Source organism: Clostridium beijerinckii HUN142, assembly GCF_000621745.1.
Classification (GTDB): Bacteria; Bacillota; Clostridia; order Clostridiales; family Clostridiaceae; genus Clostridium; species Clostridium beijerinckii_A.
On record NZ_JHXK01000020.1, the window covers coordinates 117630 to 130735 of the forward strand.

Consider the following 13106-nt stretch of genomic DNA (forward strand, 5'->3'; position numbering starts at 1 on the left):
AAAATACTTAATTATTTGTAACAAAAATATTACAATTTATTAACTTGGTTATTTTCCGTAATATATTGCAAGAATTTTAACAGTAATTGTGAAATATGTATTGTAAATTTCAGCATATATATTACATAAAATAAAAAAAGCTGAAATAACCTATTATTTTTTAGGTTATTCCAACTATTTTTTAAATTAATCCTATGTTATTTAGTTGCATTTCCATATAGATATCTAATTTAAGTTCATATCTTCACCAGAAATCATAAATATATTTGTGGAGAAAACATTTGAAAATGAGCTGTTAAAGATTCTTAGCTGTAGGTTGTTCCATTTTAGCTTGTCAAACTGAAAGTTGGAGCATGCTAAAATGGATACAACCTGCCGCTTAGAACCTTCAGCGATATTTTCATAGCTTTTCGGAATCAAAATATTTATGATTTCGGCAAGTTATCCCATAAAATTAGTTACTGCTAAGTACCCAAGGTTTTTCAATACTATTTTTTAATATATTATAAGTATTGATAAGATTAATCAGTGAATTATCTAAATCCTTACTCTTTAGAAGTTCAGCTTTGTAGTCATTGTCAGTTATTATTCCTAAATCTACTTTCGCTTTTAGAGACCTAAGCTTTGTATTATTAGATATAATCTGCTCATTTAGCCTCTTTATCTGATTTTCCAAGTCACATAAAGTTGAATAATTCTCTTTTAATACATTTTTAAGACTTTTCTTTGAATCATCTAATTTAACCTTAGCTTCTGCTAAACTGTATCTACCTTCTAAATAGGATTGATAATTATTAAATGCATTTAAGTATTGCTGCACATAGCTAACAATGGCTAAACAATATTCCTGAGTATTGAAAGTTTTGTTGCCATCACCATCAATCTCATAATAATCATTTTTATTAACCTTCACTACTTTATTTTCATAGTAACTAAGTTTATTCATATCCGCTTCTCTTAATCCATGCATATACTCATCAGTAAGTTTAATAATTTCATCATTATACTTTAAATAACTATCTATTTTATCATCTAAATATTCATCTAGCGAGCCATCTATTTTTAATATTTCATAACTAATACTTGAATCCAATGTATAATCTGATAAATTTAAATTTGTTAATACTCCTAAATAATCTAAATTATTTTTTAATGAGTTTTCTTTAGCCTTTATCTCATCTTGTGCCTTATTCAATTCAATCTGCTTGTCCTCTAACTGATTAGGAATCGCAAGCCCTACTGAAACTTTCATTTTTAAAGCATCTAAATCATTATTTTTGATTTCTGAACCTGTTTTTAATTTGTCTATATCTATCTTTTTTAAGATTATTGCATTATACCTCTTTGTAACATCATTTGTTATTTGATCCTGCAAAAAAGCTTCTGACTGAGCAGTTTGTTTCTTTTGAAGTTTAAGCTTATCAGATTGAAAATCATCTACTGTATCATTGCCAGTCTTCAATTTATTATCTTCATAAAAATCATCTTTTTCATCCTGAAGATCCAATTTATCATCATACAGTTTTAATTCTTTTTCTTTCAATGCTAACTTATCACTGTTATCAACAGCAGATTTTATAAGCTCATCTAAAGTAATAACCTTCTTTATTTTGCTAGTTTGTCCACCCAAAGTATTAGCATTTTCACCTGATGTACTAGAATTTAATATTATAGAATTATTTTTGTCTGTCACTCCTTTTGCATTTTCAGCTGCAAAAGCAGGAATAATACCTCCATTAATCATGCTAACTGTAATACCAGCTGCAATTACTTTATTTATCTTCTTATTCATTCTCGCCTTCATTAATAATTTCCTCCTCCTGTATTTCTACTTCTTTACTGTCTAGAACAATTTTATTTTCAGGCTTTTTGTCTACTTTATACCAAGAAGCATAAATAGCAGGAAGTACAAACAAGGTTAAGATAGTTGCAACAAATAATCCTCCACTCATTGCCACTGCCATAGGACCCCAGAAAGTATTTTTAATTAATGGTAACATCCCTAAAATTGCAGCTACAGCAGTTAAGATAATTGGCCTAAATCTTAAGATAGTTGAATCTATAATAGCTTCACGGATAGATTCTCCACTCTTAATATGATTTGCAATTTGATCAACTAAGATGACAGAATTTCTTATAATTATACCCATTAGTGCTAAAATACCTAACACTACGACAAACCCCATTGGACTATTAAGCATAAGTAACGCTAATGTTACTCCTATTATTCCAAGTGGTGCTGTAAGTAATGTCATTATCATTTTGGGTACGTTTTGGAGTTGAAGCATCAATAGAATTACCATTAAAACTATCATAATAGGAACTACCTCTCTAACCTGAGCCAGTCCTTTATTGCTTCTTTCAAGAGCTCCACCCATATCTATGCTGTATCCTGAAGGAAGGGTCTTTCGTAAATCTTCAAGCTGATCGTATATATTTGTTTCTGCATCATTTCCTGTTATACCTGGTAATACTTCTGCTTGGACTGTTATAGTCGGTTTTAAATCTCTTCTTACTATATAGCCATCTTCAGCATCATAATTTATTTTAGCAATTTGATCCATTGGTATAAAACCGCCACTTGGTATTGGAATATTTATATTCTTTATATAACCAAGATCATTAATGTTAACTGAATCCATTTTAACTACTATATCTACCGTCTTATCATCTTGTCTAAATTGAGATACTGTAGTGCCTGACAATTGTCCTTGCAAAAATAACGAAATTTGTTGACTGTCTAAACCAAGTGCCCTAGCTTTATCCTGGTCAACTTCAATAGACATTGCTTTTGTTTTTTCAAACCAGTCGAAATTGATATTGTATAATTTCGGATTAGATGCCATGGCATCTCGTACTTTTGCTGCAATTTCACGTACTTTATCATTATCATAACCTGTAACCATAAACATGACAGGATAGTTGCTAGGAGGACCATTTTGGATAACCTTTATGTGACTTTGAATATTTTCAAACCCGCTATCAAGTAATTGCTGAACATTCTTATTTACCCTTTCTCTTGCTGCAATATCTTTCGTTAATATAACAAACTGTGCAACATTGCTATTTTGTGAGGCAGGCTCTAAAGACAAAACAAATCGTGGAGCACCTCTTCCAACATAATAAGAATAATTAACAATGTCTTTATCTCCTTTTAATGCTTCCGATAAACGATCTGCTGCTTCCTGTGTTGCACTAATTGATGAACCTTGAGGTAATGTCATATCTACTAAAAGTTCAGGCCTTGTTGCCGCTGGGAAGAACTCTTTTTGAACATAATGTGAAAGTGCATAACCAGAAGTACAAAACAATATTATTGTTGTTGTTATGACTAATTTTCTATGGTTTAAGCACCAATTTAAAACGCTACGAAATTTATTATAAAACTTGCTGTCATATACATCAGATTTTTTATTTTCATTATTTTTAATTTTTATCAAATCAAAACCCAATACTGGAACAAAGCAAACCGAAACAACCCATGAGAAAAGCAATGATATGGTAACTACAGTAAACACGCTTCCAGTATATTCAGATGCACTTCCCTTAGAAAATCCTATTGGTGTAAAAGCAGAACAAGTTATCAATGTACCTGTAAGCATAGGAAAAGCTGTTGATGTAAAAGCGAAACAACCTGCTCTAAACCTATCCCATCCTTCCTCAAGTTTAACTGACATCATTTCAATTGCTATAATTGCATCATCAACCAATAGTCCTAGTGCAATTATTAAAGCTCCAAGTGATACTTTATGAAGCGGAATCCCCAAAAAGTACATTCCAACAAACACTCCTGCAATAACCAGTGGAATTGATATTGCAACTACTAATCCTGTCCTGAAACCTAAGCTTACAAAACTTACTACCATTACTATAACAAGAGCTAAAACAAAAGTTTCTAAGAAATCATTAATAGAATCTGTAACAGCCTCAGGCTGATTAGCTACCTGATCTATATTTAATCCAAGAGGTAAATCGTTTTTAATCTCATCTAGTGTTTTGTCTAAATTTTTACCTAAGTTTAGAACATTTCCTCCCTTCTCCATAGAAACTGCAATTCCTATTGATTCCTTTCCATTAAAAAACATTTTAGGATCTGGAGGATCAGAATAACCTCGTGTAATACTTGCTATATCTCCTAAACGAAAGGTTTGATTACCTGCTTTGATTGGTAAGTTTGAGATATTATCAACATTATCAAACATTCCACTTACTCTAAGATAAACATTATCTGTTGACGTCTGAATCATTCCAGATGGTATAACAGAATTCTGTGTCTGTAGAGCACTGCTGATTGTATTCGGACTAATACCAAGCTGCGCCATTTTAGTATTTTCTATCTGAATAGATATTTTTTCTGTTTGAACACCTATTAAGTCAACTTTTTTAACATCCTTTACATTTAATAAAGTCCTTCTAATATTCTCTGCTTTTTCTCTCATTTCTTCATAAGTATAGCCATCAGATGTTAATGCATAAACACAACCATACACATCATCATATCTATCATTGAAATTAGGGCCAACTATATTTGATGGCAAGGTACCTTTCATATCATTAATGTCATTACGAACTTCAACCCAAGTGTCTCTAATTTTATCTGAAGCCACGTCATCTTTTAAATCAATGAAAATAACTGATCTACCAGGAAAAGAGTAACTTTTTATATAGTCCTTATTAGGTATATCTTGAAGTCTTCTCTCTATTTTATCTGTAACCTGCTCTTCAACCTGACTTGCAGTTGAACCTGGCCAAACGACAGTTATGTACATCTCACGAATAGTAAATTCAGGATCTTCATTTCTTCCAAGTTTAGGATAAACAAAAATCCCAGACACAATTATTGTAATAGCTAAAAAATAAATCAGTTGTTTTCTATTAAGACACCACTCTGTCAGATTGAAACCCTTCATTAATTATCACTCCCTACTCTTACTTCCTGACCTTCGCGTAGTTTGGTAATGCCGGCTGTCACCACTACATCTCCTTCGCTTAAGCCATCACTTACTGTAACCTGATCACTACCGAAATCCTTTACTGTAATATTTTTTAGGGTAACTGAATTATCTTTAACAACCCAAACAGCAGGAGATGAATCTGTCTGATATACGGCTCCAAGTGGTATCCATATTTGACTTGATGAGTTATTTTCGTTAATAGATACACTAGAAGACATTCCTATTTTTATGCTAGGAGGTGAATCTATAAGATTTATTCTAACTCTGTAAGTACGTGATGCTTCATTAGCTACCGGAGATATTTCTCCTAATGAGCCTTTCAATTTAACATCTGATAAAGCCGAAAAACTTATATTGATTTCTTTAGCACTTTTTAATTGGTCAATTCTATTTTCAGGAACATTAATTTCTACCTCTAGTTGATTATTCTGAACTAGTGTTATAATCTTCTGCCCAGGTGTGACAACTTGCCCTTCTTCAGCGTCAACACTGCTGATTACTCCAGATTTATCAGCATATAACTTACAATAATCCAGTTGATTCAAACTTTGAGTATGCAATGCATTGGCCTGATCTAATGCATCCTTTGCAGTTTCATCGGCATTTACATAATTATCATATTCTGCCTGAGATATAAATTTAGATTGATAAAGTGGTTCATATCGTTTCAAATTATCTTCAGCCAGTTTATATTTGGCTTCCGCTAGTGAAACTGCTGCTTCAGAATTTTTTACTGCTTGTTCAATATCTCTAGAATCAATTTCCATGAGAACTGCTCCTTGTTCTACCTTATCTCCAACTGACACATTTTTTTTAATAATCTTTCCTCCTACTTGGAATGCCAGTTGACTTTTATAGTGAGATTGGACTACTCCTGAATAGACATATTCTGAATCTTTATTGGATGTTGAGATCGTTAGAGTTTTTACCACAGGAGGCGGCAAAACTGTTTCCTCTTTCTTTGAATTTGTTTTCACTACTTTAAAAACAAAAAAACAAATAGCCACTATTCCGATAACCAGTAAAAACTTTTTTATCATCTTAATTTTCATTGTAAAGCACCCCTTTTAGCCTTTTAAATTTTCTTGATTGTATCTTCAATCAAATTACCTATTTAATCACACAACACGGTGTTGTATAATTAAATTATAACTGATATAAAACTTTCATCAATCAACAAAAGTCACCCAAGTGTTGGAAAGAAGGAGATAATATGAATAAACAACCTGAAATTACTGAACAAACAAAAAGAAATATTATAGATGCGTTTTGGAAGATTTTAAAACAAAAAAGATTAGATAAGATAACAGTAAAAGAAATAGCCGATATAGCCGGCTATAATCGAAGTACATTCTATGCTTATTTCACAAGTGTAAGTGATATACTTGAACAAGAAGAAAATATTCTGCTAAATTATGTACATGATAATGCAAGCAAAATCTTGTTTCCCCACTTAATTAAAGGTTTAAGACCTAAAGCTTCTGAACTATATTTCTTTGCCAAAAGTGAACATTTGAAAATTTTACTCAGTGAAAATGGTGACCCCGAATTTAAAGGAAAACTAAAAAAGACAATTATTCCAATTGCCTTTAATGCATTTAACTTACCCAAGGATAATATTCACGCTGAGTATCTTTGTGAATTTTGTTTTTCTGCAGTAATATCAACCATAATCCATTGGTATGACAATCAAGAAATTGAAATAGATGAATTATTCGATATACTTTGGACAATGGTTACAAAAGGCGTACTATTTGAATATAAAAAATTAATATAAAGCAGATATACTTAGCTAAAACATTATACTTAATAAACTATGCACAGTTTTGACTCTACATTGATCGCTCCCATTCTTAAACATATAGTATTAAAATTTTAGCCAAAATTAAAACTCTTCAATAATATTAAAACATTTTTTTATATCCCGCTCTCCTTTTACTACCACATCACTTAGCAGCCAGCTATTTTCCTCTGCTTTTTGAAACTTCCAGTATTGTACAAACTCCTTAACTTTATCACTTCCAAAGAGAATCTCTCCATCTGTTTCATCTACAACATAATCCTTTGCATTATATTTAATGACGAACCAGACAACATCTTTATAACTATCATGATGATGAATAATTCCAACTGGGTCTGCTTCTATAAGTTCAAGTTCTTCTATTATCCTTCCGACATTCTCAAAAGAATATCTTTTACATTGTGATTGCAGCGCATCATAAAACTCAGTACTCATATATTTTTTGCACATTTCAAAATTCATACGTTCCAGTGAATCAGTTACTTTAAAAAATGCTTCTTTTATAGTGCTTCTAAGAAAAGCATAAGAAATATTTTTAGGATCTTTCTTTATTGTATTTATAAATTCATCTGTTTTCTTCTTTTTCTTATTCATCTCATTATTGTATATAAGATTATTAATGAAATAATCATCCAGCTTTAAAATATGAATGATAATTATTACCAAACTTAACCCCACTAAAAAAGCAGATTTTATTGGAAATTCTCCTCCATTATGATACCACTTAATAATATCAGGCAATCCTAACTTATTTAAAAGTGCTATTAACGTAATCATCACAATAAGCATTTTAGTCTTAAAAAAGAATAGATCCGTCATAGCTTCTCTATCATATCTATTACGTTTATCAGTAACCATATTTAAATAATACAAAGTCTCAGAGTCATTTAACATCTGAATTATCTTCTTAATATATTTACTGCGTTTATTTGGCTCTTTAAATATTTCCCACATATTATTCCCCCTGAATATATAAGTTTATAAATTCTAAAATACTATCTTTATTAAGGACCTTCTTATTCAAATAAAATCTATTTTTTTATTTGCTTCTAAAAATGTTGCTTTAGCTGTTTTTAACCACAAAATATAATAAATTCATATAGTTTGATTATTGGGGACAACTCAATATAAATACTAGCCGAAGCTTGTACCACAATTTTTTCTCCCAATGTATATCGTTGTAAGCATACAATCGTATACTGAATTACAATATTTCTACATTATAATTATAATATTAATTCCAATATTATGTATATAGCTAAACAAATACAGACTATTTTCATTTAAAACCTGTTATTTTTTATAATCGTAGGAATCTACATTGGATTAAACCATGAAGTTCTCGCTTAATATAAATTGTTATATTGTTAAATTTCTTTATTTGTAACTTCTTAACTTTTTTCCTTTTTTAATTGTTAAAAAATTTTATTAGAAAATATTTCTAAAGAAAATGAAATAATTTTTCCTCCCACTGGCATGAACAATTCATGCTTATGTAGATTGTAAAAGGAACATTACTGTTGCAGTGTGGAAGTAAAAAAATATTTATTGAACAAGATTCAGTCGCTATTGTAACCCCCAATGAAATTCATTCCAGATAGAATCTAGAATCAGACTTAGAATATTATTCATTAAAGATTGATCATATACTACTACAAAATCAGCCCTATTTGAAACAAACCATGTATTCTGAGTCACTTTTGAAAAATTGCTTGCTACTTGAAAATAAACCACGTAGTTTACGCACAAGTAATGCAAATTAAACTACGTGGTTTATTTAAAACTATTTAATTATTGGTACACATTTTAAGCAGTAATCTATCTCACCTTTAATTTCCCATAACTTAGAATCTAATATTTTTCTTTGCACATCTTCTGATGACATATGATGTATACTAATAAATAAAGTACCATCTTTCTTAATAAGCCTGTGTAATTCTTTCAAAAATATATCTGTCTCCTTAACCATATGAAACATGTCTATAGCTATTATTTTATCTGCTATATTATCTTTTATCATAGTAATATTTTTTGCTAAAACTGTTTCAACATTTGTAAGTTGATATTTGCTAATTTTCTTTTTTACTGATTCTATTACTAAGTCGTAAATATCAACTGCATATACCTTACCATTTTCTCCGATTAATTCTGATACTTTTTTAGTGTATCCACCTGACCCACAACCATAATCAATTACTATATCTCCACATTTGATGTCAAATTTGTCACACTCTTCGTTAATTGGAGATATCCTGTCTCGCTCCTCTAGCATAGAAATCATACGTTCAACTGTAAAATTATTTTCTGACATAATGTAAATTCTCCTTTATTTAATTATAAATTATTTGAAAACATAATTTTATTTTACTTAAATTAGATTCTAATTTATTAATTACCTTTTAATATCTTAGTTAGTGATTATTTTTTACATTAACATATATTAAAGATGTTTTATATCTCTAATCAAATTAGCAAGCTCTACTTGAGCTTAATTGAAGTAATATAAATGATTATTCATCATCAGCTTCAAAGTTTTCTTCATTAGCTATTTCATATATCTTTTTGTTTTGCAAATAACTTTCCATAAGTTTCTCAGCTTCCAACATTACTTTGTGAATAGAACATTTACTTTCTCCAAACTCGCATCTAAATAAAGCAAAATTTCCTTCAACTGCATTTATAATATCCATGAAAGAGATTTCTTCTACTTTCTTACTAAAAGAATATCCTCCATTAGCTCCCGAAGCTGAATCTATTATACCTGCCTTTACTAACTGAGTTAATATTTTCGAAAGATACGTATCGGATACATCAAAATGCTTAGCAAGAGTATGTACACTTAATTTTTCACTCTTACCATGCTCAATCATATACATAACTGTGTGTAGAGCATAATTTGTAGCTTTTGTATATTTCAAATAATCACCACCTAAAAGATATTAAAGAGTCTTTATATCTACGATTATATTATCAACTGTCATTCTTGTCAACCACAAAATTACTAATTCATAAGAACACCTTACCAAATAATCATGACAGAACTCTCTTTTCACCAACTTATGTTGAATTTTATAGTTCTTCAATAGGGAAAAAATAAAGAGCCAAGCAAAAACAATCCTTAAAATTGCTTTTTGCCTGGCTCTTAAATAATTTATTTCATCTTGTTCTAAGTCTTATTCAAATACAGCCGCTACATCGTTTAAGCATTTTGTAATTTCAATATGTTGTGGACAATGTCCTTCACATTGCTTACATCCTATGCACTCAGAAGCTTTTCCATGCTCTTGAGTTAAATTGTTATAGTAGACCTGTGAAATTCCGGGACCAAATTGTTTGTAATTATTAAATAGGGAGAAATATTTTGGTATTTGAATATTTTTTGGGCATCCATCTACGCAATACTGACATGCAGTACATGGAACTGCAATGCTGCTGTTAATAATATCTGTCGCCTTTTTTATAATTTCTTTTTCTTCATCATTTAAAGGAATAAAATCCTGCATGTAACCTGTATTATCAAGAAGCTGATCCATATTTGACATTCCACTTAATACCATCATTATTCCTTCATGACTTGCTACAAATCTTATTGCCCATGATGGTACAGACATATCTTTATGGTATTCCTTAAACAATTTCTCTGCTTCTTCTGGTACATTTGCAAGAGTCCCGCCTTTAATTGGTTCCATAACAACAACTTGCTTATTATGTTTTCTTGCAACCTCATAGCATTTTCTAGATTGAATGCTTTCATTGTCCCAATCAATATAATTAATTTGTAATTGAACAAAATCTACTTCTGGGTGAGCAGTTAAAATTTCATCTAATAAATCTGCATTATCATGATAAGAAAAGCCCATATTTTTCACTTTTCCTTCTTCTTTCTTTTTTGCAACAAATGCAAAGCTATCAAACTTTTGAGCATTTTTATAATTTGTCACACCTAAGTTATGAAGAAGATAGTAATCAAAATAATCAACACCGCATTTTTCTAGCTGCTCGTCAAAAATTCTTTCTTGATCTCCCTCTTTTTTCAAAAACATAGTTGGCAGCTTTGATGCCACTGTAAAACTATCTCTCTTATGACGTTTTACCAAGGATTCTCTTAATGCGATTTCACTCTTAAATGCATGATACATATACGCTGTATCAAAATAAGTAAAACCCCTTTCCAAAAAAGTATCTACCATTTTATTTAACATTTCAAAATCGATACTTTCTTGATTTTCTTGATCTTTTAGCGGAAGACGCATGAATCCAAATCCTAATTTTTTCTTTTCCATCTCTTCGTTTCTCCTTAACTCTTTTAAAATAATAAATTAGATTGCAATTTTTATGCCCTCATTCATAAAGTGAATTAAATATTTAATTAATTCTTATTACAAACTAAATTCTACTACTTTAAGTAAACTCTAAGTCAAGCATTATTTTATTTAGAATCTCTAAAATGAAGAAGTAACTTCTTGTTTGTAACGTTTATTCCGTTATTTATGATTTTAGTATTCACTATTGTTTTGATACAATGTAGATACAATTTATATGAAAGTGGATTCCTCTAGATTATTTGCTATCATTCGCCCCAACTATTTTTACATATCGTATATATTTCATATATTTCTTCATCAGTATAGTTCTCAAAAGCACGGCAGTTCCATTCCCAGCTGCTATATTGCACTCTGTAATTCCCACAACAACTTATTTTAGGATGTTCCATTACGCTTAAATTAGGATCTGTTCCTTTAACTAGAGAAATTAAATCTTTTTTATTTAAATCAAGTTTCAAACTCATATCCCCTTTAATTTTATTACTTAATTATATTCCCAATAAATTATTATATTCAATTATCTTCTCTTATCTCTTATATTTGTGAGCACTTCTACCACGCATACTCATTTTCCATAATATCAAGAATCGCAAAATTTATATGATTATCTTTTAGTATCATTTTTTATACTATGTTACAGAAAAGTGCGTTCTTATATAAAGTGGTTAATTATGTTATAAATATATTATAGAAACATCAAATTAACTTCTTCCGTAAGGAATAACATAAAATATATGAATTAGGGGGATCTTTAAAATGACAAGACAATCTCTATTAATAAAACGTTATGATAAGTTAAGCACAAAAATAATTGAGGCTTTGAAAAAGCGTCATTTTGATGCTTATTATTGCAAGACCAAGGATGAAGCAGCTCAACAAATTTTAGATTTGATTCCAGAAAATCACGTTGTATCCTGGGGAGGTTCCGAAACCTTAAATGAAATTGGTATAAAAGAACTTGTAAAAGAAAAAGGCTATCAAGTTATCGATAGAGATACCGCAAAAAGTCCTGAAGAACGAACAGAACTTATGAGAAAAGCACTTTTATGCGATACATTTTTAATGAGCAGTAACGCTATAAGCGAGGATGGTCAGCTATTTAACATTGATGGGAATGGAAATCGTGTTGCAGCAATGATTTTTGGACCTAAAAGTGTCATAGTTGTAGCTGGAATGAATAAAGTTGTAAAAACTCTTGATGATGCTATTCAAAGAGCAAGAACAATTGCTGCACCATCAAACATGCAACATTTTCAAGATATGAAAACTCCATGTTATATAAATGGCAGCTGCGGAGACTGTCTAAGTCCAGATTGTATCTGTTCCCAAATGGTAACTACAAGAACAAGCAGACCAGCAAAAAAGATAAAGGTTATACTAATTGGCGAAGATCTTGGCTTTTAAGCAGAGAACCCGAATCTGTGATTCGATGTGAATCGCTTACTCAGTGAACGTATGTGAGTCGAGTTTCCTTTTAAAGTTTCGTACGACAACCGAAATTGAATACATATTAGTTCCATAGGACTATGAAAATTTCGCTGAAAGGTTCTAAAATGACAGGTTGCCGCCATTACTGCACGCTCCCGCTTTCAGCGTGACAATCAGTAAATAGAACAACCTCCCATCAAGAACCTACACAGCTTATTTTCAAATGCCTATTGCACAAATATGTACCCAATTTCTATGCTTGCATGGATTCAAACGTAACAACTCTTTATATGTATAGATAAACTACAGAAGAAGCCACTGAAGAAGTACACCTGTTTTTGCTTAAGATTGTTTAAAAAATAAGTTCCACTTCAGGAGAACATCTAATAGCCTTATAACCATCTTTTAGACATAAATGACCCGCAAAAATATGCAGATATGTCGAGATTAGTGATATTTTTAGTTATTTAGTGTCCTCACTTCGAACTAGATTTATGATTTAGGCTATGTTTTAAATTAGCATTGAAAATTAATATATTAGAAAAATAAGTTATAATTTATACAAAATAGTGTTTAATGAATATAATTGTACTAAAA

General features: G+C 30.4%; 10 protein-coding genes. 2 read left to right on the plus strand and 8 right to left on the minus strand.

The annotated features are described in order from the left end of the window. Positions 1–454: 454 nt before the first annotated feature. The 3 genes from T483_RS0110990 to T483_RS0111000 are packed head-to-tail and all read right to left on the minus strand — an operon-like array spanning position 455 to position 6007. Entirely contained in the window at positions 455–1804 is a 1350-nt protein-coding gene (locus T483_RS0110990; RefSeq protein WP_242841840.1) for a hypothetical protein, read from the minus strand. Next, entirely contained in the window at positions 1785–4910 is a 3126-nt protein-coding gene (locus T483_RS0110995) for an efflux RND transporter permease subunit (protein WP_026886891.1), read from the minus strand. Before T483_RS0110995 ends, T483_RS0110990 begins: the two co-directional genes overlap by 20 nt. After that, the gene (locus T483_RS0111000) at positions 4910–6007 is read right to left on the minus strand and encodes an efflux RND transporter periplasmic adaptor subunit (protein WP_026886892.1); all 1098 of its coding nucleotides are present in this window, start codon (positions 6005–6007) and stop codon (positions 4910–4912) included. Before T483_RS0111000 ends, T483_RS0110995 begins: the two co-directional genes overlap by 1 nt. Positions 6008–6168: 161 nt before the next feature. Between T483_RS0111000 and T483_RS0111005 the strand changes: the two genes are divergently transcribed. Further along, the gene (locus T483_RS0111005; protein WP_026886893.1) at positions 6169–6732 is read left to right on the plus strand and encodes a TetR/AcrR family transcriptional regulator; all 564 of its coding nucleotides are present in this window, start codon (positions 6169–6171) and stop codon (positions 6730–6732) included. Positions 6733–6840: 108 nt separating this feature from the next. On the opposite strand, the gene T483_RS0111010 is transcribed toward T483_RS0111005, so the two are convergent. The 5 genes from T483_RS0111010 to T483_RS0111030 form a co-directional block, all read right to left on the minus strand. Further along, on the minus strand, positions 6841–7710 hold the full coding sequence (locus tag T483_RS0111010) for a Tim44 domain-containing protein (RefSeq protein ID WP_026886894.1): 870 nt from the start codon (positions 7708–7710) through the stop codon (positions 6841–6843). An 829-nt stretch (positions 7711–8539) separates the two neighbouring features. After that, the gene (locus T483_RS0111015) at positions 8540–9067 is read right to left on the minus strand and encodes a class I SAM-dependent methyltransferase (protein WP_035790103.1); all 528 of its coding nucleotides are present in this window, start codon (positions 9065–9067) and stop codon (positions 8540–8542) included. A 199-nt stretch (positions 9068–9266) separates the two neighbouring features. Beyond that, positions 9267–9674, minus strand: a complete 408-nt coding sequence (locus T483_RS0111020; protein ID WP_026886896.1) for an RrF2 family transcriptional regulator — start codon at positions 9672–9674, stop codon at positions 9267–9269. Positions 9675–9929: 255 nt separating this feature from the next. Further along, positions 9930–11039, minus strand: coding sequence for an aldo/keto reductase (locus T483_RS0111025; RefSeq protein ID WP_026886897.1), 1110 nt, complete (start codon positions 11037–11039; stop codon positions 9930–9932). 287 nt (positions 11040–11326) lie between these two features. Beyond that, complete coding sequence (locus T483_RS0111030) at positions 11327–11539, minus strand: hypothetical protein (protein ID WP_026886898.1); 213 nt, start codon at positions 11537–11539, stop codon at positions 11327–11329. A 298-nt stretch (positions 11540–11837) separates the two neighbouring features. On the opposite strand from T483_RS0111030, the gene T483_RS0111035 reads away from it, so the two are divergent. Further along, positions 11838–12485 (plus strand): lactate utilization protein, encoded by a 648-nt coding sequence (locus tag T483_RS0111035; RefSeq protein ID WP_026886899.1) that lies wholly within the window; start codon positions 11838–11840, stop codon positions 12483–12485. Positions 12486–13106 lie beyond the last annotated feature (621 nt).